General features: G+C 31.1%; 25 protein-coding genes. 16 read left to right on the top strand and 9 right to left on the bottom strand.

Annotation, left to right across the window (positions count from 1 at the left end):
• Nucleotides 1-19 precede the first annotated feature (19 nt).
• Complete coding sequence (gene rlmH / locus H0I32_RS13740; protein ID WP_173588426.1) at nucleotides 20-493, top strand: 23S rRNA (pseudouridine(1915)-N(3))-methyltransferase RlmH; 474 nt, start codon at nucleotides 20-22, stop codon at nucleotides 491-493.
• A gap of 38 nt (nucleotides 494-531) precedes the next feature.
• On the opposite strand, the gene H0I32_RS13735 is transcribed toward rlmH, so the two are convergent.
• Both H0I32_RS13735 and H0I32_RS13730 read right to left on the bottom strand, forming a co-directional pair.
• Entirely contained in the window at nucleotides 532-831 is a 300-nt protein-coding gene (locus tag H0I32_RS13735) for an HPF/RaiA family ribosome-associated protein (RefSeq protein WP_173588425.1), read from the bottom strand.
• A gap of 241 nt (nucleotides 832-1072) precedes the next feature.
• Nucleotides 1073-1969 carry a DUF4421 family protein gene (locus H0I32_RS13730; RefSeq protein WP_179314553.1) on the bottom strand — a complete coding sequence of 299 codons (897 nt, stop codon included), beginning with the start codon at nucleotides 1967-1969 and terminating at the stop codon, nucleotides 1073-1075.
• A 156-nt stretch (nucleotides 1970-2125) separates the two neighbouring features.
• Between H0I32_RS13730 and H0I32_RS13725 the strand changes: the two genes are divergently transcribed.
• The 3 genes from H0I32_RS13725 to H0I32_RS13715 all read left to right on the top strand — a co-directional run bounded on the left by H0I32_RS13725 (nucleotide 2126) and on the right by H0I32_RS13715 (nucleotide 5875).
• Complete coding sequence (locus H0I32_RS13725) at nucleotides 2126-2704, top strand: non-canonical purine NTP diphosphatase (protein ID WP_179314554.1); 579 nt, start codon at nucleotides 2126-2128, stop codon at nucleotides 2702-2704.
• A gap of 287 nt (nucleotides 2705-2991) precedes the next feature.
• Nucleotides 2992-4887, top strand: a complete 1896-nt coding sequence (locus H0I32_RS13720; RefSeq protein ID WP_173588422.1) for a DEAD/DEAH box helicase — start codon at nucleotides 2992-2994, stop codon at nucleotides 4885-4887.
• Between the two features lie 184 nt (nucleotides 4888-5071).
• The gene (locus H0I32_RS13715; protein WP_173588421.1) at nucleotides 5072-5875 is read left to right on the top strand and encodes a carboxypeptidase-like regulatory domain-containing protein; all 804 of its coding nucleotides are present in this window, start codon (nucleotides 5072-5074) and stop codon (nucleotides 5873-5875) included.
• An 11-nt stretch (nucleotides 5876-5886) separates the two neighbouring features.
• On the opposite strand, the gene H0I32_RS13710 is transcribed toward H0I32_RS13715, so the two are convergent.
• Complete coding sequence (locus H0I32_RS13710; protein WP_173588420.1) at nucleotides 5887-6546, bottom strand: TrmH family RNA methyltransferase; 660 nt, start codon at nucleotides 6544-6546, stop codon at nucleotides 5887-5889.
• A 140-nt stretch (nucleotides 6547-6686) separates the two neighbouring features.
• Here H0I32_RS13710 and H0I32_RS13705 point away from each other — a divergent pair, with 140 nt between their 5' ends.
• The 8 genes from H0I32_RS13705 (at nucleotide 6687) to H0I32_RS13670 (ending at nucleotide 12510) form a co-directional block, all read left to right on the top strand.
• Complete coding sequence (locus tag H0I32_RS13705) at nucleotides 6687-7373, top strand: SIR2 family NAD-dependent protein deacylase (RefSeq protein ID WP_179314555.1); 687 nt, start codon at nucleotides 6687-6689, stop codon at nucleotides 7371-7373.
• Between the two features lie 105 nt (nucleotides 7374-7478).
• Nucleotides 7479-8081: a TetR/AcrR family transcriptional regulator gene (locus tag H0I32_RS13700; RefSeq protein WP_179314556.1), complete on the top strand. Its 603-nt coding sequence runs from the start codon at nucleotides 7479-7481 to the stop codon at nucleotides 8079-8081.
• Between the two features lie 56 nt (nucleotides 8082-8137).
• Nucleotides 8138-8944: a haloacid dehalogenase type II gene (locus H0I32_RS13695; RefSeq protein ID WP_179314557.1), complete on the top strand. Its 807-nt coding sequence runs from the start codon at nucleotides 8138-8140 to the stop codon at nucleotides 8942-8944.
• Between the two features lie 6 nt (nucleotides 8945-8950).
• Nucleotides 8951-9685: an SDR family oxidoreductase gene (locus tag H0I32_RS13690; protein ID WP_179314558.1), complete on the top strand. Its 735-nt coding sequence runs from the start codon at nucleotides 8951-8953 to the stop codon at nucleotides 9683-9685.
• Between the two features lie 21 nt (nucleotides 9686-9706).
• Nucleotides 9707-10549 (top strand): DUF6503 family protein, encoded by an 843-nt coding sequence (locus tag H0I32_RS13685; RefSeq protein ID WP_218747077.1) that lies wholly within the window; start codon nucleotides 9707-9709, stop codon nucleotides 10547-10549.
• 4 nt (nucleotides 10550-10553) lie between these two features.
• Nucleotides 10554-11216 carry a peroxiredoxin-like family protein gene (locus H0I32_RS13680; protein WP_256928770.1) on the top strand — a complete coding sequence of 221 codons (663 nt, stop codon included), beginning with the start codon at nucleotides 10554-10556 and terminating at the stop codon, nucleotides 11214-11216.
• 224 nt (nucleotides 11217-11440) lie between these two features.
• The gene (locus H0I32_RS13675) at nucleotides 11441-11638 is read left to right on the top strand and encodes a hypothetical protein (RefSeq protein WP_173588414.1); all 198 of its coding nucleotides are present in this window, start codon (nucleotides 11441-11443) and stop codon (nucleotides 11636-11638) included.
• A gap of 236 nt (nucleotides 11639-11874) precedes the next feature.
• A complete protein-coding gene (locus tag H0I32_RS13670) occupies nucleotides 11875-12510 on the top strand; it encodes an RluA family pseudouridine synthase (protein ID WP_317167000.1) in 636 nt (211 codons plus the stop codon).
• A gap of 29 nt (nucleotides 12511-12539) precedes the next feature.
• Here the strand turns inward: H0I32_RS13670 and H0I32_RS13665 are convergent, their stop codons facing one another.
• Both H0I32_RS13665 and H0I32_RS13660 read right to left on the bottom strand, forming a co-directional pair.
• Nucleotides 12540-13772: a glycosyltransferase gene (locus H0I32_RS13665; RefSeq protein ID WP_179314560.1), complete on the bottom strand. Its 1233-nt coding sequence runs from the start codon at nucleotides 13770-13772 to the stop codon at nucleotides 12540-12542.
• Nucleotides 13773-13837: 65 nt separating this feature from the next.
• Nucleotides 13838-14311 carry a heme-binding domain-containing protein gene (locus H0I32_RS13660; RefSeq protein WP_173588412.1) on the bottom strand — a complete coding sequence of 158 codons (474 nt, stop codon included), beginning with the start codon at nucleotides 14309-14311 and terminating at the stop codon, nucleotides 13838-13840.
• A gap of 40 nt (nucleotides 14312-14351) precedes the next feature.
• On the opposite strand from H0I32_RS13660, the gene H0I32_RS13655 reads away from it, so the two are divergent.
• The 3 genes from H0I32_RS13655 (at nucleotide 14352) to H0I32_RS13645 (ending at nucleotide 16692) form a co-directional block, all read left to right on the top strand.
• Nucleotides 14352-14915, top strand: a complete 564-nt coding sequence (locus H0I32_RS13655; protein WP_179314561.1) for an adenylosuccinate lyase — start codon at nucleotides 14352-14354, stop codon at nucleotides 14913-14915.
• 192 nt (nucleotides 14916-15107) lie between these two features.
• The gene (gene purB / locus H0I32_RS13650) at nucleotides 15108-16451 is read left to right on the top strand and encodes an adenylosuccinate lyase (protein WP_179314562.1); all 1344 of its coding nucleotides are present in this window, start codon (nucleotides 15108-15110) and stop codon (nucleotides 16449-16451) included.
• A gap of 13 nt (nucleotides 16452-16464) precedes the next feature.
• Complete coding sequence (locus H0I32_RS13645) at nucleotides 16465-16692, top strand: hypothetical protein (protein WP_173588409.1); 228 nt, start codon at nucleotides 16465-16467, stop codon at nucleotides 16690-16692.
• A gap of 48 nt (nucleotides 16693-16740) precedes the next feature.
• On the opposite strand, the gene H0I32_RS13640 is transcribed toward H0I32_RS13645, so the two are convergent.
• From H0I32_RS13640 to H0I32_RS13625, 4 genes are read right to left on the bottom strand one after another with little or no spacing between them, the layout of a single operon-like run.
• A complete protein-coding gene (locus H0I32_RS13640; protein ID WP_173588408.1) occupies nucleotides 16741-17286 on the bottom strand; it encodes a DUF4252 domain-containing protein in 546 nt (181 codons plus the stop codon).
• A 4-nt stretch (nucleotides 17287-17290) separates the two neighbouring features.
• Complete coding sequence (locus tag H0I32_RS13635; RefSeq protein ID WP_246293646.1) at nucleotides 17291-17890, bottom strand: DUF4252 domain-containing protein; 600 nt, start codon at nucleotides 17888-17890, stop codon at nucleotides 17291-17293.
• A 28-nt stretch (nucleotides 17891-17918) separates the two neighbouring features.
• The gene (locus H0I32_RS13630; RefSeq protein ID WP_173588407.1) at nucleotides 17919-18410 is read right to left on the bottom strand and encodes a hypothetical protein; all 492 of its coding nucleotides are present in this window, start codon (nucleotides 18408-18410) and stop codon (nucleotides 17919-17921) included.
• Nucleotides 18397-18906, bottom strand: a complete 510-nt coding sequence (locus tag H0I32_RS13625) for an RNA polymerase sigma factor (protein WP_173588406.1) — start codon at nucleotides 18904-18906, stop codon at nucleotides 18397-18399. The genes H0I32_RS13630 and H0I32_RS13625 overlap by 14 nt, the downstream gene beginning before the upstream one ends.
• A 157-nt stretch (nucleotides 18907-19063) precedes the next feature.
• Between H0I32_RS13625 and H0I32_RS13620 the strand changes: the two genes are divergently transcribed.
• The gene (locus H0I32_RS13620; protein WP_246293647.1) at nucleotides 19064-20494 is read left to right on the top strand and encodes a S41 family peptidase; all 1431 of its coding nucleotides are present in this window, start codon (nucleotides 19064-19066) and stop codon (nucleotides 20492-20494) included.
• Nucleotides 20495-20608 lie beyond the last annotated feature (114 nt).

Raw genomic sequence — 20608 nt, 5'->3', positions numbered from 1 at the left:
CACTCGAAATAAAGAAATCATGAATATAAAGCTCATAGCCATTGGCAAAACCGACAACAAAAATCTACAAGCCTTAATTGCCGATTATTCAAAACGTTTAGGTTTTTATATTAAGTTTGATTTTGAAGTGATTCCGGATCTTAAAAAAGTTAAAAACTTATCTGAAGCTCAACAAAAAGAAAAAGAAGGCGAACTTATTTTAGCTAAAACACAAACTTCTGATGTTTTAATTCTTTTAGATGAAAACGGAAAACAATTAGATTCCGTTGGGTTTTCTGGCTATTTGCAAAAGCACATGAACTCTGGTATTAAAACTCTAATATTTGTTATTGGTGGTCCTTACGGATTTTCAGATGCCGTTTATAGTAGAGCTAACGGCAAATTAGGGTTGTCTAAAATGACTTTTTCACACCAAATGGTACGTTTATTCTTTATTGAGCAATTATATAGAGGGTTTACAATTCTTAGAAATGAACCCTATCATCATCACTAAAAACTATAAACCCTCTAAAAATCAAACATCAAAATGTATTAATGCGTTTTATAAATCTCTTTTCTCTTTTTAAGCTGTCTTGTTAAATCATTAATTGTCTCTGTCATTGCCACTTCATAATTTTTCTCATTAGAAGTAGCAAAAATACGGGGACCAGGTAAGCTTAATTCTATATTACAAATTTTACCCGCATCATGATCTTTTTCATCTTGCTTAAAATAAACTTGAGCTGAAATTAAAAATTCAAACTTATTAGATAATTTTTCTAATTTCTCTTCTGTTAATGCTGAAAGCGTATCACTTGTATCTATATCTACGTATTGAAAGTTTACTGTCATAATTTATAGTTTTTAAATGAATAATATAATTGTTCTTTTGTCTAAGATACAAATATTACCTTCTTTTATTGATGATAAATATCATAAATAATTGGTAAAACTTTAGTGCATTAAGAATTCTTGAAACTAAATTAGTTTTTATTTAAACAACATTAAAAAAGCTAAATAAATATCTATTTCACCTAAAAAAAAAAAAAAAAAGAAAAACACCCTAAAACTGAAGGAAAGCTTAATGTTATTATTATCTACGACGTCCTAACTTATAACCTACTGCTAATTTTGCTTTAGTTAAATTTAAAAGGTAATTATTACCATAATCTAGACTCGTACTATTTAGATCGTTATTATAAGTAAGACTCACATAAAATTGATTAAAATTATAATTTAACCCAATTAAGAAATCTAATTTATATAACATTGGAGAAGAAGGATGGTAGCTATCATCTTCAATTGTTACTTTCTTAGCCGCAAAACCAATTCCTGGCATAAAGTTTACAGTTGCGGTAATATCATAAGGTAATTTAAAATAAGAAATCACGCCACCCATAGCTCCCAAAGATAAACCTTGGTATCGCTTAACATTTCCTTCCTCATTAAAATAAGGACTCGTCGTCTCTGATAGTAAGCCTGAGTCGGATGAGAAATAATCAAAACTACCAAAGACACCAACACCTCCAGTTACAAATATGTTTTTATTATTTTTTTCTGAAAGTCCTGCTTTTAAAAGTGAATAAGAGAATTCTATATCATCAAAAGTGTGCAAATAATTAACACCTATACTAACAGATCTTACATCTCCTCTAAATACTGTAGGCTCATTAAAGTTATTTTTAGCATTAAAACCTTTATAAATCTGTGTAAAGAGTTTTACGTAATTACGATTCTTTAGAATGGTAGTTCCCTGTAAATCAAAACGACTTGTTTTATTTTTATTTGGATTTTTAATATTGACTGCTAAATCTATAATTATTTTTTCATTAGCAAACCCAAGCCCCAAGCCATACCTATTATTGGGCACAAATTTTGCTTTAGAGTCTCCATCTCTAATACTAAATTTATTGACTTTAAAATTGGTAAACAATCGAATAGAATAGTTATCAATATCCCGATCTAGAAGTAGAGAATCTAAATCCTCCATATCTTGTGCACTTAGCGTTAAGCCCGTAAAACATAATATGAAAAGAAAAAAAGGCTTGACTCTCAAGGCTAAATTAAAAATATGTTTTTTTGACAAATGATACAAAATTAGATTGCTATTTTTACAAAAGCTAAATTACACTAATTAAGAGATCTTATGCAACTTGTTTTCACAACTAATAATTTAAATAAAATCAAAGAAGTTCAAGCTATTATGCCGCAGCATATTAAACTCATCAGTTTAAAAGATATTGCTTGTACAGAAGATATACCTGAAACCCAACCTACTATTGAAGGTAATGCCATTCAAAAAGCAGAATATTTAAAGAAACATTATGGCTACGATTGTTTTGCAGATGACACAGGTTTAGAAGTTGAAGCGTTAAATGGAGCGCCCGGTGTATATTCTGCTCGTTATGCTGGTCCACAGCGCAACTCAGAAGACAATACTAATAAATTACTTACTGAACTTGAGGACGAATCTAACCGAAATGCACAGTTTAAAACCGTAATTGCTTTACATCTTAACGGCAAGCTACATACGTTTACCGGAATCTGTAAAGGTGAGATTACAGCAAAAAAACATGGTGAAGGAGGTTTTGGTTACGATCCTGTTTTTAAAGCTGAAGGTCATGAGAAAACATTTGCTGAAATTACTCTTGAAGAAAAAAATAAAATTGGACATCGAGGAAAAGCCGTTTCAAAATTGATAGATTTTTTAAAAGATGAACAATAACGTTTCAACCCTTTAAAACTAAGACAACATATTAAATATCAATACGCTAAACCTAATTTGACGCACCTCTAAACAAATTCATATTTTTATAAAACCTAAATAATTAGGTGTAATAAATTTATATTCCAAATAATTGTTGTAGTTTTGCACCTTGCAAAAAATTCAGGATATGAATTTTTAAATTCCTCAGCGTGAGGATGTGTTACCTAGAAGTTTAAGTGTTTAGTATGTCGATTCGCTTCTCTTGTAACACCAAAAGAACATAATCGAATACATAAAACTCAACAATGAGCACATTCCAAGAATTAGGTCTTAATGAAGACCTTCTTAAAGGTATTACGGATTTAGGTTTTGAAAAACCTAGTGAAGTCCAAGAAAAAGCAATCCCACTTTTATTAGAACAAGACATAGACTTAGTGGCTTTGGCGCAAACTGGTACTGGTAAAACAGCAGCCTTCGGATTTCCGATGTTGCAAAAAATAGATATTGCTAGCAGAACAACTCAAGGCCTTATCTTATCTCCTACTCGTGAACTCTGTTTACAAATCACAAACGAACTTAAAGCCTACGGTAAACATTGTAAAGGTTTAAATGTAGTTGCCATTTATGGTGGATCTAGCATTTCTGACCAAGCAAGAGCCGTAAAACGTGGTGCACAAATTATTGTGGCTACACCTGGTCGTATGAAAGATATGATTAGCCGTAGAATGGTTGATATCTCTAAAATACAGTACAGCGTTTTAGATGAAGCTGATGAGATGTTAAACATGGGATTCAAAGAAGATATTACTGATATCCTTTCTCATACCCCAGAAGAAAAAAATACATGGTTATTCTCTGCAACAATGCCTAAAGAAGTAGCAACCATTGCAAAGAAATTCATGGATAATCCAACAGAAATTACTGTTGGTAATAAAAATGAAAGTACAAGTAACGTAACGCACGAATATTATTTAGTTAATGCTAGAGATCGTTACCAAGCTTTAAAACGTTTGGCAGATGCTAATCCAGATATTTTCTCTGTGATTTTCTGTCGTACAAAAAGAGATACTCAAAAAGTAGCCGAAAACTTAATTGAAGATGGTTATTCTGCAGGAGCATTACATGGAGATTTAAGTCAAAATCAACGTGATTTAGTAATGAAATCTTTCCGTAACAATCAAATACAAATGTTAGTTGCAACTGATGTTGCTGCTCGTGGTATTGATGTAGATGATATTACACACGTAATTAACTACCAATTACCTGATGAACCTGAAATTTACACACACCGTTCAGGTAGAACAGGACGTGCTGGTAAAACAGGTATCTCAATGGTTATTGTTTCTAAAAGTGAAGTTAGAAAGATAAAAGGTATTGAACGTATCATTAAGAAAGAATTTGAAAAGAAAGAAATTCCTTCTGGCGTTGATATTGTTGAAGTACAATTAATGTCTTTAGCAAACAAAATTCATACTACTGAAACTAATCACGAAATTGATAAGCATCTTGAAAATATCAACGAATTATTCGCAGATACAGATAAAGAAGAATTAATTAAAAAATTCTTCTCAGTAGAATTTAACCGTTTCTTTAACTATTACCAAAAATCGAAAGATTTAGGGACTGTAGCCTCTAGAGATTCTGATAGAGATGGTGGACGTGATTACGATAAACAATCTAATGACTCGCGTTACTTTATAAACGTTGGTAGCAAGGATGGTTTTGATTGGATGAAATTGAAAGATTTCTTAAAAGAACAATTAGAATTAGGACGTGATGATGTATTTAAAGTAGATGTTAAAGAAAGCTTCTCTTTCTTTAATACTGAAAAAGGATTACAAGAAAAAGTTTTAGCATTCTTTACAGACTTTAAATATGAAGGTCGTTATGTAAATGTTGAAGTTAGTGAAGATAAAGGCAGAAGTCGTGGTGGCAGAAGCGGCGGCGGAAGAGGTCGTGGTGGAAACGATAGACGTTCTGGTGGCGGAGGCGGAAGCCGTAGACGAGATGATAAACCAAGAGGAGATAGACGTTCTAGTGATAGACGTTCTAGTGATAGACGCTCTGATGGTGGAAGCTCTGATAGACGTTCTAGTGATAGAGGAGAAAGATCATTTAACGATTCTCGTGGAGACAGACGTTCTTCAGAATCTAGTGGATCTGGTTCAGAAAGACCAAGACGTTCTAGAAGAAGAGACTAATTTATCGATTACACCTTAAATTTATATAAAAATCCAAAACTTAAAGTATTACTTTAGGTTTTGGATTTTTTTTAGCCCTAATTTAATCAATTATAAATCTAAAAAAGTTAATATTTAGTCAAATCTAAACCTGCAATATGTTAAATCCGATTTCTTTATTACCTTTACAACGTAACACATTTACATGCGATATCTACTTTTATTATTTATATGCTTAACTACCATCAATGGCTTTAGCCAAGATAGTACAGCAACACAAACACCTACAAAAGTTAAAGGAACTTTAGTTAGCTCTTCTACAAGCCTTCCTTTAAGCGAAGCAAATATTGTTAATATCAATCAAGTTGTTGGTACAGCAACAAATGAAGATGGTGTTTTTGAAATAAGAGCCAAAGTAAATGATACCTTACATTTATCATATTTAGGTTTTAAATCTATTAAAGTTAGAGTAACTAATGACTGGTTAAAATTTGGAAATACTAAAATTGAAATGACCGAATTAGCTTTAGCATTAGAAGAGGTTACTGTAAAGCAACTTCAACTAACTGGTTACCTAAAGGTTGATATGAATCAAGTTCCAATAACGTCTAATAATCGTTATCGTATATCAGGCTTACCAGGTCAAGGTTATGAAGCTGGAAAAACGAATATAGCAACCAAAGTTCTTGGCGCTATATTTAATCCTGCAGATTTCTTATATAATATGTTTGGTAGAAAACCGAATGAGATGCACAAGCTAAAGAAAATGAAAGAAGATGACGAGATTAGAAGTCAACTTTCTAAACGTTTTGATAGAGAAATGCTTCTTGTTTTACTACAGGTCACTAAATTTGATTTAGACGAAATTGTGAATCAATGTAACTACTCTAAGGACTTTATTAACACCGCTAACGATCTTCAAGTATTAGATGCCATTAGTGAATGTTATGAAGAATACAAGGTGATTAAGCGTAGTAAAGAGCGTAAAAACAGCAAAGATAAAGATTAATTTATACAGACTTAAAGACCACTATTGTAACGTTCTACAATTGCATCATAATCTTTTAATGTCTTTTTAATCCAATCGAATCGTTTTTCTAAAATTTCATCATCTGTTAATTTCCAATCTATTTCAGATTTTCTCAATTGTGCCGTAACGTGCTGAAGAATAATAGCAGCAGAAACCGAAATATTTAGACTTTCAGTAAAACCCACCATCGGAATTTTTAAAAAGCAATCGGCTTCATCAATTACTTGTGGAGATAAACCTTCTGTCTCTCTTCCAAAGAAAAAACACGACTTCTTTGTAATATCAAAATCTATTAGTTCACAATCTTCGGCATGAGGTGTGGTTGCCACAATTTGATAATCCTTAGCTTTTAAATCCTTAATACAATCTGCAACCGAATTAAAACGATTAAGATCTACCCATTTTTGGGCTCCCATAGCTATTTCGCGATCAATACTTTTAGAATTTACCTCTTCTACAATATTTAATTCTTGAACTCCAAAAACATCACATGTACGCATAACTGCACTTGTATTATGCAATTGGTATACATCTTCTGTAGCAACAGTAAAATGCTTTGTTCTATTTGGTAAAACACTATTAAAACGCTCAATTCTGTTTTCGGTAAGAAATGTTTCTAGATATTCTAAAAGTTTTAAATCTGCTTTCATATATTCAAAAATATAAAATATAGTAACAAATAACACGAAGCTTCTTAATCATTTTTATTAAAATTTAAATACTTTAAAAAAATAAAATACTAATCATATTGTATTCTATATACTATTACATAAATCACTATTTTTAAACTATGAAAAAACACATCGTCGTATTAACAGGAGCAGGTATTAGTGCCGAAAGTGGCATAAAAACATTTAGAGACGCAGATGGACTTTGGGAAGGCCATGACGTAATGGAAGTTGCAATACCTGAAGGTTTTAAAAAGAATCCTGCTTTAGTTTTAGATTTTTATAATCAACGAAGACAACAACTGAATGAAGTAAAACCCAACCAAGCCCATTTTGATTTAGCTGCTTTAGAAAAAAAATATCACGTTACTATAATTACGCAGAATGTAGATGATTTACACGAACGAGCAGGCAGTAACAATATCATTCACTTACATGGTGAACTGCGTAAAATGAGAAGCTCTGAAGATGAAAATGATATTAAAATTTGTAATGAAGATATTAAACTGGGAGACACTTGTGCAAAAGGCTACCAACTAAGACCACATATCGTATGGTTTGGAGAAGCTGTTCCTATGATTGATAAGGCTATGGAGATTTGTAAACAAGCAGATATTTTAGTCATAATTGGTACAAGCATGCAAGTTTACCCTGCTGCTGGATTAATGGATTATGTACACCCCAACATTCCGATATATTATATAGATCCAAAACCTGCTCATGTAAATAATAAAAAAGTAATTATTATTGAAAAATCAGCTACAGAAGGTACTAAAACCTTATTAGAAATTTTAACCGAAAACGAATAAACCGACTTCCATTTAATGGAACAGCACACTCCTATTTCTTGTTAAATATTTTACAAAAAAACAAAAACATACTACTTGGTATTTTATTTTGTTTATTTTTGAATCATGGAACAAAAACAAAAATCAGAACTTACTAAAGAGTTAATTCTCAATGAGTCCTTTAAGTTGTTCTATAAAGAGGGTTTTAAAACCACTAGCGTAGATAAAATAATGAAAGCAACTAAGCTTACTAAAGGTGCTTTTTATCATCACTACAAAAGTAAAAAAGAGTTAGGTATCGAAGTTATCAGCACAAAAATACAAAAACGTGTTTATGATGGAATGATTACACCACTCTATCAAGATGGAAATGCACTAAAATTACTAGAGACTACATTTTCTGGTCGAATAAAATCATTTTCCCTATACGATAAGCAGCATGGTTGTCCAATGAATAATTTTATTAATGAAATTGCTGACGAAGAAGAAGCTTATCAAATAGCATTAAAACGTATTATTGAAGAATGGAAAGCTGCATTGATTCACTTATTAGAAAGAGGTAAATTAGAAAATAGTATCAATAAAGACATTTCAAATAATGCCGTTGCTATTTATTTAATTAGTGCTTTTGAAGGCATTCGAGGTATTAGAAAACTCTATAATGATGATCAAGTAATAGACGATTATATTTTAGGTCTTTCTTTATATCTAAAACAATTAAAAGTATAATATTTTTTTAACTAAAAACATACCATATAGTATGTTTTAAACAAGAAACAAAAGCGATGAATACCAACAACAGAAGAAGTTTTATTAAAAAATCAGCAATGCTAGGTTTAGCAGGAGCTACAATTCCGCAATTTGGATTCGCTGCAAACACAAAATCAGAAGAAAAAAAAGAAAACATGGATACAACGAGACCAAAAGTATTATTTTTTGACGTTAATGAAACATTACTAGACCTTACTGCTATGAAAGATAGCGTAGGTAAAGTTTTAGGTAACAGAAGTGATTTATTACCGTTATGGTTTACCACTATGTTACAATATTCTTTAGTTAGTACAGTAGGTAGACAATATAATGATTTCGGTATTATTGGTGCCGCAGCTTTACAAATGGTAGCGGCTAATCACGGTATTACGATTACAGAAGAAGAAGCAAGAGCTTCAATTTTAGGTCCTATACGTTCTTTACCTGCACACCCTGAAGTAAAACAAGCTTTAACGGACTTAAAAAAAGCAGGTTATAAATTAGTTTCATTTACAAATTCGTCTAATAAAGGTGTAGAAACACAATTTAAAAATGCTGGATTATTAGATTACTTTGAAGAACGCTTAAGTATTGAAGACATAGGTAAATTTAAGCCACACACAGATGCTTATGATTGGGCTGCTAGAAAAATGGGAGTAGAACCAAGTGAATGTTTACTAGTTGCAGCGCATGGATGGGATATTGGAGGTGCTATTTGGGCAGGCTGGAGAGGTGCTTTTGTAGGAAGACCTGGTGCTCAATTATATCCACTAGCTCCTAACCCAGAAATTAATGAGCCCAATTTAAAATTAATAGCCGAACGTTTAATTGCTTTAAAATAAAATACTATGGCCTTAGATAACAAAGTAATCATCGTTACAGGTTCTTCTAGAGGAATCGGTAAAGAAATCGCTATTCAATTAGCAAAAAACGGCGCTAAAGTTGTTGTTAATCATTCTAATAGTGCTGATGAAGCTCAAAATACTGTAAATACAATTACAGAAGCTGGCGGAACTGCAGTAGCAATAAAAGCAGATGTAAGCAATAAAGCAGATGTTACACAATTATTTGATAAAACCATTTCAACTTATGGAAAAGTAAATGTATTGGTAAACAATGCTGGTGTTATGATTTCAAAACCTTTGAAAGATAATACTGAAGAAGATTTCTCAAAACAATTTGATATCAATGTAAAAGGAATCTTTAATACCTTACAAGAAGCATTTCATAAATTGGAAGACAACGGAAATATCATAAATATTTCTTCAAGCACGGTAAAATTAATGTTTCCTACCTATGCCCTATACTCAGCTTCTAAAGCTGCTGTAGAACAAATGACACGTGTTTTTTCAAAAGAAATTGGTAGAGGAATTTCTGTAAACGCTCTTGCACCAGGCGCTACAGAAACCGAATTATTTATGAAAGGAAAATCACAAGAATTCATTGATAAACTAAGCAGTATGAATGCTTTTAATAGACTTGCAAAGCCTATAGATATAGCTAAAGTTGTATTATTTTTAGCAAGCGATGATTCTAAATGGATCTCTGGTCAAGTAATTGGAGCTAATGGCGCTCTAGTTTAAATAATAAATAAAAAAAATATAATGAAAATCTATACATTAACATTTATCACTTGTCTTTTATTAGCTTCTTGTAATAACAACAAAGCTAAAACAGAAACCCCTCTTCCCCTTGAGGCCGAAATTGCTAAAGAAGAAACTATTAAGACTTTTGCTAATAAAGGACAAGAATTAGTGTATAACCTCACTCAAAAAACAGGTAACTACCAGACGCTTTTAAACAAAAAAGATGTGGTTTACACCTACACTTACCAAACACCAGATGGTAAAAAAGATGTGAGTACTGAAAAGTATATGTTTAACGGCGAATTATCTTATGGTGCTTATAAGCAACATGAAAGAACGCTTCCTAATCTAAAAGGCTTAATAGAGCAAGGTTATGACGGTGATACATATTGGCTTAAACATGATGGAGTAGAAATGAATGACGAAGCCTATTTAAAACGTGTTGCTTTTAATAGACCTACTAATTTCTATTGGTTTTCTATGATGCCTAAATTATTAGATCCAGGAGTTGTTTACGATTATTTAGGAGACAAAAGCATTGATAATAAAGCTTATGAGATTGTAAAAATCTCTTTCACTTCAGAAAAAAATAAACCAACTGATATTTATCAACTTTATATTAATAAAGAAACAGGAATGGTAGATCAGTTTTTGTTTACGGTTGCTGATTTTGGAAAAATGGATATACCTAATTTAATGCAATTAGAATATGAAGATATTGACGGTATGTTAATCCCCACAAAACGCCAGTATAAAAAATCTAACTGGGAAGCTGAAGTCACAGATTTACCTTGGATTTACGTCACATGGACTGATATTAAATTTGATAACAATTTAAAAGAAGAAGACTTTAAAATATAAAATGATGAGTGATACAAACACAACTTCTTTAAAATCTAAATTAGATGAAAAGAAAGCCAATTTTGAATTAAATGCAGACGAGACAAAAAAGAAAATTTATGCTGCTGGATTTGCTGACGTAGAAAATAGCGACATTCTAAGTTTAGCAAAGCAAGTTGGACAACAAGCTCCTAATTTCACATTAATAAATGCTTTAGGAAAACCGGTAACGTTAGAAGATTACTTAAAAAAAGGTCCTGTTGTACTCACATGGTATCGCGGCGGATGGTGCCCGTATTGTAACCTTACATTACTACAATTACAGCAAGAATTACCAAATTTTAAAGCTAACGGAGCTAATTTATTAGCATTAACTCCAGAATTACCAGATGCTTCTGTAAGTACTTCAGAAAAAAACGACTTAGAGTTTGAAGTCTTAAGTGATATTGGAAACAAAGTAGCTAAAGACTACGGAATAGTATTTAAATTAACCGATGATGTTGCTAAAGTATATAACGCATCATTTGGGTTAAATGATCATAATGGTGACACCTCTAACGAACTTCCGTTAGCTGCCACCTATATAATAAATGAAGAAGGAAAGATTGATTACGCTTATTTGAACACGGACTATAGAAACAGAGCTGAACCCTCTGAAATTACAGCGTTTTTAAAGAATAATTTTTAAATAAATTATACTAAAATTACTATTTGATTAATAGTTCTGTTCATTTTTACTAAAAAAGTCATTATTTAATAATGGCTTTTTTTTTATGCATTTTTTAAAACTGTTTAAGTTGAATTTGCAACAGTAATTATTTTAAATTAACTTGTAATAGTTGCTTTAAATATTAAGATAATATAGTGTAACAAATTTTAAACTTGAATTACTAATATTAAAAACAGAACAAGATGAAAACAAGAAAACAACAAAAAACTTTATTACTTCTATGTGTTGGATTATTTATAATTGCAGCTTCACAGATTATTTCATATTACGTACAATTAACGGATTTTATTAAAGGTTCTGCAACAGGTATCGGTATAGGTTTATTACTAACGGCTTTAATTTTTAGTACTTCTAAAACAAATATAAAATCATCAAATTAACAGAAACTCATATTGTACCTCAACGCTCTATCGCTATTCGACTTCAAGATTATGGCGTTGGAATTTTTGATGCATTCCCCACAAAATCGGCTTTTAAAAAAGCACTAAAGAAAGATTATGTTTCCATAAATGATAATATTGCAACTTCTGCAACATTTATAAATGGAGGAGAAACCATAACTCTATCGGTTCCTGAAAATGTGAGTCCCAAAAAACGGCTCATCTTTAAACTTAAGGTGTTATTTGAGGATGATTATTTGGCCATAATTCATAAACCTGGTGGAATTTTAGTGAGTGGTAATCATTTTAAAACCATTACCAATGCACTTATTCAGAATCTAAAACAAAGTACATTAGAAGATGCAACACAACCACAACCGGCTCACCGTTTAGATTTCCCTACAACAGGTATTTTATTAGTTGGAAAAACCAGTAGTAGCATTCGTGCTTTAAATAAATTATTTGAAGACAGAGCTATTAAAAAAACCTATTACGCAGTTACTATTGGAAAAATGAAACCTGAAGGAAGTATCACTACGGAAGTAGACGGTAAACCTTGTAAATCTAATTACAAAGTTCATCAAACTGTTCCTTCTGAAAGATTTGGTTACCTTAATTTAGTGGAATTAGAACCTTTTACAGGACGAAGGCATCAATTACGCAAACATTTGTCGGGAATCGGAAATCCTATTTTAGGAGATAAAGATTATGGAATTGAATCGCTTATTTTAAATGGTAAAGGATTGTATTTACATGCTTATTCTTTAAAATTTGTACATCCATTTACAAAAGAAAAAATGTATTTAAAAGATGATTTCCCGCTGAATTTTAAAAAGATATTTGATAGTTTGGAAGTAGGAGAAATAAACTAATCTTTTTTCACTTTAAAACAAATTAAACATCACTTATTCTTCGCTTCAATCCACTTACTCATGTACTTACTACTCTGCATAGATTGATGCATAAATAACTGCCCTATAAAATTGTTTTCACGATGAGAATTCAGATCACTAGAAAGTGCTTCAATTTTAGATGTAAACCCTTCTTCAAAATTAGCTTTATTAAAACGTTGATTTAAAACCTGAAATCCATTTTTTTGGTTTTCTTTCCAAAGTTCTACATTATTGTAAATCTCAACTGCTTTTTCTGCAAAATCCTCAGGATTATCTTCAATAAATCCATTAATTTCTAAATCGGCAAACATTGCTTCAGCAGCAATACTTGTCATAACACAGGGCGTTCCGTTTTGCATAGCATCTACAAGTTTCCCTTTTAGACCTGCGCCAAAGCGTAAGGATGCTAAACATACTTTAGCATTTTTCATAACCTCATTTACATCTTCAGCAAATCCTTTAATAAAAAAGCCTTCTTTAGGTTTATGTAATTGTGTTACTTTTTGAGATTCATAAGCGCCATAAATATGCAACTCTGCTTTAGGTAATTGTCGCCTTATTAATGGCCAAATACTCTGTTTTAAATATAAAACGGCATCATAATTTGGTGCATGAAGAAAATTGCCAATGGTAATAAAATGTTCCCTTTCTTCAAAAATTGGCAATTGTTTTATATCCACTTCCAAAATAGGTTCTAATAAAAAAGGTAAATAATAGAGTAAGCTTTTATCAATTTTAAATTGCTTGGTTAAAATTTCTATTTCAACTTCAGAAATCATAATGCTTAAATCGCAACGGTAAATACTTGCAATTTCGCGTTTTGTTGTTTCGTTTTGCAAATAAGACAAAGAAACGATTTCATTCTTTTTTAAAGCCACTTCCCTAGCCTTTCGTAAACCATGAAAATCTTCTGTATCTAAAACTCTAATAGCATCCGGACATTGTTCTGCCACACGCCAGCCATATTGTTCTTCGGACATAAAACGATCAAACAATATCACATTAGGGTTTAATTCTTTTACAAATGTATCAAAAGAAGAATCATTTAAATGAATTGGCTTCGTTTCAACATTTATAGAACTTAAATTAAATGTATTATCAGAAGTTTTAGCTGCTGAAGAAAACGTAACAATATAACCTTGTTTTTGAAATTGTGTAATCAACTGAAGTATGCGACTACCAGCTGCTGAACTTTTAGGTTCAGGCCAAACAAAACCAATAACGAGTAATTTTTTATTCATAAAAAGATTCTAAAATTCAATTAGAGTACTAAAATGCAATAGTACTAATTTTGAAATTCTTAGAGTTACTCAGCGTCTTTCAAAAAAATATATTTTAATCGTACGGTTTTTGCCCAAGCTGTAACGTCTTCTATTTGCGCTTCCGTTAATTTTGCCTCGTCATGTATCCAAGTATAACTATCTAAGGGCATTTCTTTTTCTTCGACCATTTCAATTAATTCATCTAATTTATGGTCTTTTTTCTTATCCGAATAATCATCCCACTTCGATAAATTTAAATGCTTTACACCATCTTTAACGTGTTCATCTAACCAATAATTAACGGGTGTAATATTATTATACCAAGGGTAATTCGTATTGTCACTATGACAATCTAAACAGGCATTTTTTAAAATTAATTTTACATTATCGGATGGATTGGTGTCCGCATAAAAAGGTTCCAAAGAACCACTATCTCCTACATTTTTTTTAGGCCCAAAAAATTGTGCAATAATTAATACAACTAAAAGTATGAGTCCTATTCTTTTTATAATCTTCATTTTTCATTAATTTTAAAGTCATAAAATTAACATTTTTATTTTGACCAAAGCTAAACTCTATAAAGAATTAAAGCACGTAAATCATTCTCGTGAAAAACGTTTACATTATTCTAATTTGGTTATCTCTAATCCAGAATGGGTAAAACCATTATTAGAAATTCTTTTTGATGTTGATGATAAAATTTCGTGCAGAGCTGCTTGGGTTTTTGAGTTTATGTGCAGCGAAAGTATTATAGAAATAATTCCGCATTTAAATGTATTTACACAAAATATGCATAAGGTACATTTAGATCCTGCGGTAAGACCTGTTGCTAAAATCTGCGAACTTTTAGTAACTGCTAATTACACAAAAACAGATAATATAATGGCATCTCATATATCTGAACAACATAAAGAAAAAATTACAGCGGCTTGTTTTGATTGGATGATAAACGATGAAAAAGTAGCACCAAAAGCCTACGCTATGACAAGTTTGTACATGCTAGGAAATGAATATAATTGGATTCACCCAGAATTAGCAATTATATTAGAACGTGATTTTAAAACACAAAGTGCCGCTTTTAAAGCTAGAGCAAGACATATATTGAAAAAGATTAAAGAGTGAGTTAGTTGTTAGTTGTTAGTTGTTAGTTGTTAGTTGTTAGTTGTTAGTTGTTAGTTGTTAGAAAAATAAATATTCTATATTATAAATAAGTCTAAATATTTAATCATAAAAAAGACGTGCTATTCCTGTTATAGTATACCTCATTTTTCAACTTAGTTTCTTATATTTGACGCTTCTAAAAAATCAATATAAATGGCACTTTCAGCACTAAATGCAATCTCACCAATAGATGGTCGTTACCGATCTAAAGTCGAAAAATTAAAAGATTATTTCTCAGAAGAAGCACTGATTAAATACCGTGTTTTAGTAGAAATCGAATATTTTATCGCACTTTGTGAATTACCATTACCACAATTAGAATCTGTATCTTCTTCTGTTTTTGAAGATTTAAGAGCGATTTATAAAAACTTTACTGCAATTGATGCACAAGCTATTAAAGATATCGAAAAAGTTACCAATCACGATGTAAAAGCGGTTGAGTACTTTATTAAAGATAAATTTGATGCTTTAGAGCTTTCTGCATACAAAGAATTTATTCACTTCGGATTAACGTCTCAAGACATTAACAACACTGCAATTCCTTTAAGTATTAAGGATGCGATGAATGATGTTTATGTTCCTGAATATTCAGAATTATTAGAGAAAATTGAAGGCTTAGCTACAGATTGGGCACATATCCCAATGTTAGCTAGAACGCATGGTCAACCAGCTTCTCCTACACGTTTAGGAAAAGAGATTAGCGTTTTTGCAGCGCGATTAAAAGAGCAATTTAATTTATTAAACAATGTACCAAGTGCGGCTAAATTTGGTGGAGCAACAGGAAATTACAACGCTCATAAAGTAGCTTATCCAAACATTGATTGGAAAGCTTTTGGAACAGAATTTGTTCAAGGAAAATTAGGATTACAACATTCTTTTCCAACAACTCAAATAGAACATTACGATCATGCAGCAGCTTTGTTTGATGGTCTTAAACGTATAAATACAATAATCATTGATTTAGATAGAGATATCTGGACGTATGTATCAATGGATTATTTTAAACAAAAAATTAAAGCTGGTGAGATAGGAAGTTCTGCAATGCCACATAAAGTAAATCCTATTGATTTTGAAAATAGTGAAGGGAATTTAGGAATGGCAAATGCTATTTTTGAACACCTTTCTGCAAAATTACCGCTTTCTAGATTGCAACGTGATTTAACAGATAGTACGGTTTTAAGAAATGTTGGTGTACCTTTTGGACATACAATTATTGGTTTTAAATCTACAGTAAAAGGTTTAGGTAAATTATTATTGAATGAACCTAAATTTGCTCAAGATCTTGAAAATAACTGGGCTGTAGTAGCAGAAGCTATTCAAACGATATTAAGACGTGAAAGCTACCCTAACCCATACGAAGCCTTAAAAGGATTAACAAGAACTAACGAAGCGATTACGCAAACTTCTATTTCAAATTTTATTGATACCTTAGAGGTTTCTGATGCTATTAAATCGGAATTAAAAGCGATTACTCCTAGTAATTATACTGGGATCTAATATTTAACTATTTGTGAAACTCATTCCAAAATCAAAAGACAAAATTGCTTTAACACTTGCAACCCTTGTAGCACTTGGTTTGTTTATATCTGGTCTATTTGATTTACTTGATTATCTTTTTATAAAAATAATCTTATTTACCAGTTTTGGGTTTCTCTTTATAATAGCTTGTTTATACGCTTTTAAAAATAAAGCAGAAAAAAATCGTCTTGAAGATACTCCTCAAGACGATTTTAATTAACATTTAAATAAGTTACTGATAAACTTTATTGCTCACCATAATGTCAGATTATTTAAAAAAGTCTTTTAAACCTTTTAGTTTTTCTTCATCAAAATCTGCATTTTTAAGTACAGAACCTAAAGACATTAGCTGGCTCGCATTCATATCATCACCTAAAATTCTTGCAATTACAAAACCTTTATTTGTAGCGTTTCCAAAAATGATAAGTTCATCTATACGATCTACATCACCTAGAAATTTGACTACAAATTTTCCCTCTTTAACACTCCCTCCACGTATTAATTCTTCGTATTTAGGATCTTTAAGAATGGTATTAACCTTTGCTAATTCTGATTTATACACCTCTGTATCAGTGTTATCTTTCATATAAGTTAATACATTCAACTTATCTACAGAATTATAAGCTTCTTTTTGTTCTTTAGTCATTTCAATATTTTCAACATTGAAAAAACTTGAAGGGATATCAAACGAAGCAAAACCAGGTTCTAATTCGTTATCTACATAATAGGTTTGTAATGTAGGCTCTTGGTTACAGCTCGTAAAAGCCGCAACCAAAAACAACATTACCATTGATTTTTTGATTGATTGTATCATAATTTTATTTTTTATTTCCTGCTTTCTTTAACTGATCTCCACCTGGAATATCCATTTGGCTCGTCATTTTAGATATTTGTCTTAAATCGATATCTCCGGTTAAAGAGATTACAACAGTTTCAAAATTAAGATTCTTACCATTCACCTCTATATTTCCACCTTCAGTTAACTCACCTAAACCGGTCATAAACATAACGAGTTCTTTTACATGATTTTCATCTTTCCCTTCCTTTACATAGAATTTTACTGTTTTATCTCCTTCTTTAAAACGCATTAATTCTTCTAATTTTGCAGATGTCAAATAACTCTTCACGGTAGTTGTCATTTTTTTTGAGGTCGCTTCATCACCTGATGTAAAAACTTTAAGACTCGTAATATTATTAACCATGTCAACATATTCTTGATCTTCAGAATCCTCTACATTCATCCCCATTGTTGCTAACATCCTAAACATTTTTTGATTTAGAACCAACGCCATTACATTTTCATCATCTTCTAGTTTGTCTATTGCAGATTGACCAAAAGAGGTTAATGTTGTTAGCATCAATACGGCTATTATCACGGTCTTTTTCCCCATTTTTAAGTACGATTTATAATTTTTCATAAGATTTTGTTTTTTAATGTTTTTGTTTTTAATTCTTTAATAATTTATTTGTTGTATCTCCAAATACAGTTATATAACTTGCTTTTTCTAATCCCATATTAAGATTTTCACCTGTCATATCTAAAGCATTCATCCCTAACAAACCTTTATTTAAATTTTTAGAAATTAAGGAGAGCGTTTGCTTGGTCTCTAAATATAATTCCTGTTCTTCTGGCGTATAATCCGCTAGAGTTTTGGGTTCATTACTCCAATTAGGAATAAAAAAACCAAGCATTAAAACAGCTACTGCTGCGACAGAAATCCATTGATACAATTTTGTTTTCTTAGTGTTTAATGGAACGTCTTTGGTATACTGCTCTTTTTTAGATTCAGAAAAAAATAGAAACATTGGCTTGTAATGCTCTAAATGTGGCGCTACATTATTGCTTTTAAAATAGGCTTTTAACTCTGCTTCTTCTTGCAATGTGGTTTCCGCACTATTGTATTTTTCTATTAACTTTTCTATATTATTTAAGTCCATGTTGATGTGTACTCGTTAATTTTTCTCTTATTGTTTTTCTTGCTCTAGATAAATTAACACGAATTGCTGTTTCGTTCATATCTAGCATTTTTGCAATTTCTGCATAATCATATTCTTCAATATCTCTTAATTGAACAATTATTTTTTGCTGTTCTGGCAGGTCTTCCATTATTTTAGAAACCCAATCTATACTATCTTTTGCTTCTACTTGTTTTTGTAATGACGAATTGTTATCCGTGTAATTACTATGAACGATTTTTAAATTCTGTGCTTGTTTAGATTTCAAACGATCTAAGCAAAAATTCTTAGTCATCGTCATACTAAAAGCTTCTACATTTTTATAATCACCAATCTTTTTACTATTTTTCCATAATTTTAAAAGTATTTCTTGCGTAGCATCTTCGGCTTCTTCACGAGAAACGAGTAATCGTTTAGCTAAACGAAATACTTTATCCTTAAATGGCATTACTAAGCTTACAAAATCTGCTTGCTTCATTATTGTTTGATTGGTTGGTTGGTGAAGTTGATTATTATTCGCCTTCATTATTACGACGATACACTTTGGCTTTTGTTACAAAGTTTTTTTTATTTATAATAATGTGAGTAAATTTAGAGTTTTACATTTATATTGCTAATAGAAGAAAAATTTAAAGATGAAAAAATTTAAGATATTACTTTTTACCTGTATTATTCTATTTTCTGTAACAAGTTGTTTTGAAGATATGGATGATAATATTATAGATGCATCCACCGAAGAAATTAATGATTTTGTATGGAAGGCAATGAATTTTGTTTACTTATACAAATCAGAAATACCAAATCTCTCTGATGACCGATTTACAACAACAGACGAGTACGTTGACTATTTAAATAGTTACGCTTCTCCAGAAGAATTATTTGAATCTCTATTATACTTACCAAACGAAATCGATAGATTCAGTGGTATTTACAGTAATTATTTTGATCTTCAAAATGCACTATCCGGAATATCGCTTAGTAACGGAATCGAATACAATTTATATTATGTACCAGGAAGTGATACTGAAGTTTTTGGTGCTATAACTTTAGTGTTAGCAAACAGTCCTGCAGAAAACTTAGGCTTAGAGCGTGGTCAAATTTTTAGAGCTATTAATGATGAAAATTTAACCCTAAATAATTATGTCAATTTATTAAGTAGTACATCTTACACCTTAAATTTAGCAGATTATGATGATAATGATACTTCTGATACTAATGATGATGACACTATTGTACTTTCAGGTATTAACGCAAGCCTTACAAAAGTTTCTTACACTGAAAACCCTGTTCATAAAACAGAAGTTTTAAATGTAAATGGAACAAGCATAGGCTATTTAATGTATAACGGTTTTACCAATGAATTTGATAATAATCTTAACGATGCTTTTGGTGAGTTTAATGCTGCTGGTGTTAGCGAATTAGTTATCGATTTAAGATATAATGGTGGTGGATCTGTACAAACAGCAGCTTATTTGGGTAGTATGGTTACAGGGCAGTTTACAGGTGAAGTTTACTCTAAATTATTTTACAATGAAAACTTAGCAAGTAACGACACCAACTATTTATTTACAAACTCAATAGACGGTGGTGGTTCTATAAACAGTCTTAATCTCTCTAAAGTGTATATACTAACAACAAATAGAAGAACGGCTTCTGCTAGTGAATTAGTTATTAATAGTCTAAAACCTTACATTGAAGTTGTTGTGATTGGCGAGAATACTGTTGGAAAAACACAAGCCTCTAGAACCGTTTACGATTCTCCTACATTATTTTCAGATACAGAAGCAAATCCAAGCCACACTTATGCACTACAACCTTTAATCGCTAATTCTACTAATGTAAATGAAGAATTAGTACCTTCTACTGGTATGGTGCCAGATATTGATCTTTCAGAATCGGTAAACAACCTAGGAATTCTTGGTGATGTTAACGAACCCCTTTTAGCTGCTGCTATATCGCATATGTCATTATCTGGAAGATCTTCAACTTTTACAGAAGACCTTCCTAAGCTGAGAGAAATAAACCTTCCTATTTCTGCTTTACAACAAGATATGCAAATTGATTAACCTTTAACTTTATAAGAAATAAAAAGCCGCTTCTATAATTTGTAGAAGCGGCTTTTATGTTAACAATTCAAACGAAATCTAATAGTACTAGGATCTATTTGAAGATATTATCAT

Origin of the sequence: Winogradskyella sp. HaHa_3_26, from assembly GCF_019278425.1 — a bacterium.
In the GTDB taxonomy this organism is placed as follows: domain Bacteria; phylum Bacteroidota; class Bacteroidia; order Flavobacteriales; family Flavobacteriaceae; genus Winogradskyella; species Winogradskyella undariae.
Note: the sequence above shows the minus strand (reverse complement) of the source record. Positions and strands in the feature narration are given on the sequence as shown.

Bases quoted from the DNA above. Each gene is read 5' to 3' on its own strand.
- rlmH (WP_173588426.1), top strand. From the start codon at position 20: ATGAATATAAAGCTCATAGCCATTGGCAAAACCGACAACAAAAATCTA.
- H0I32_RS13735 (WP_173588425.1), bottom strand. From the start codon at position 831: ATGACAGTAAACTTTCAATACGTAGATATAGATACAAGTGATACGCTT.
- H0I32_RS13730 (WP_179314553.1), bottom strand. From the start codon at position 1,969: ATGGAGGATTTAGATTCTCTACTTCTAGATCGGGATATTGATAACTAT.
- H0I32_RS13725 (WP_179314554.1), top strand. From the start codon at position 2,126: ATGCAACTTGTTTTCACAACTAATAATTTAAATAAAATCAAAGAAGTT.
- H0I32_RS13720 (WP_173588422.1), top strand. From the start codon at position 2,992: ATGAGCACATTCCAAGAATTAGGTCTTAATGAAGACCTTCTTAAAGGT.
- H0I32_RS13715 (WP_173588421.1), top strand. From the start codon at position 5,072: ATGCGATATCTACTTTTATTATTTATATGCTTAACTACCATCAATGGC.
- H0I32_RS13710 (WP_173588420.1), bottom strand. From the start codon at position 6,546: ATGAAAGCAGATTTAAAACTTTTAGAATATCTAGAAACATTTCTTACC.
- H0I32_RS13705 (WP_179314555.1), top strand. From the start codon at position 6,687: ATGAAAAAACACATCGTCGTATTAACAGGAGCAGGTATTAGTGCCGAA.
- H0I32_RS13700 (WP_179314556.1), top strand. From the start codon at position 7,479: ATGGAACAAAAACAAAAATCAGAACTTACTAAAGAGTTAATTCTCAAT.
- H0I32_RS13695 (WP_179314557.1), top strand. From the start codon at position 8,138: ATGAATACCAACAACAGAAGAAGTTTTATTAAAAAATCAGCAATGCTA.
- H0I32_RS13690 (WP_179314558.1), top strand. From the start codon at position 8,951: ATGGCCTTAGATAACAAAGTAATCATCGTTACAGGTTCTTCTAGAGGA.
- H0I32_RS13685 (WP_218747077.1), top strand. From the start codon at position 9,707: ATGAAAATCTATACATTAACATTTATCACTTGTCTTTTATTAGCTTCT.
- H0I32_RS13680 (WP_256928770.1), top strand. From the start codon at position 10,554: ATGAGTGATACAAACACAACTTCTTTAAAATCTAAATTAGATGAAAAG.
- H0I32_RS13675 (WP_173588414.1), top strand. From the start codon at position 11,441: ATGAAAACAAGAAAACAACAAAAAACTTTATTACTTCTATGTGTTGGA.
- H0I32_RS13665 (WP_179314560.1), bottom strand. From the start codon at position 13,772: ATGAATAAAAAATTACTCGTTATTGGTTTTGTTTGGCCTGAACCTAAA.
- H0I32_RS13660 (WP_173588412.1), bottom strand. From the start codon at position 14,311: ATGAAGATTATAAAAAGAATAGGACTCATACTTTTAGTTGTATTAATT.
- purB (WP_179314562.1), top strand. From the start codon at position 15,108: ATGGCACTTTCAGCACTAAATGCAATCTCACCAATAGATGGTCGTTAC.
- H0I32_RS13640 (WP_173588408.1), bottom strand. From the start codon at position 17,286: ATGATACAATCAATCAAAAAATCAATGGTAATGTTGTTTTTGGTTGCG.
- H0I32_RS13635 (WP_246293646.1), bottom strand. From the start codon at position 17,890: ATGAAAAATTATAAATCGTACTTAAAAATGGGGAAAAAGACCGTGATA.
- H0I32_RS13630 (WP_173588407.1), bottom strand. From the start codon at position 18,410: ATGGACTTAAATAATATAGAAAAGTTAATAGAAAAATACAATAGTGCG.
- H0I32_RS13625 (WP_173588406.1), bottom strand. From the start codon at position 18,906: ATGAAGCAAGCAGATTTTGTAAGCTTAGTAATGCCATTTAAGGATAAA.
- H0I32_RS13620 (WP_246293647.1), top strand. From the start codon at position 19,064: ATGAAAAAATTTAAGATATTACTTTTTACCTGTATTATTCTATTTTCT.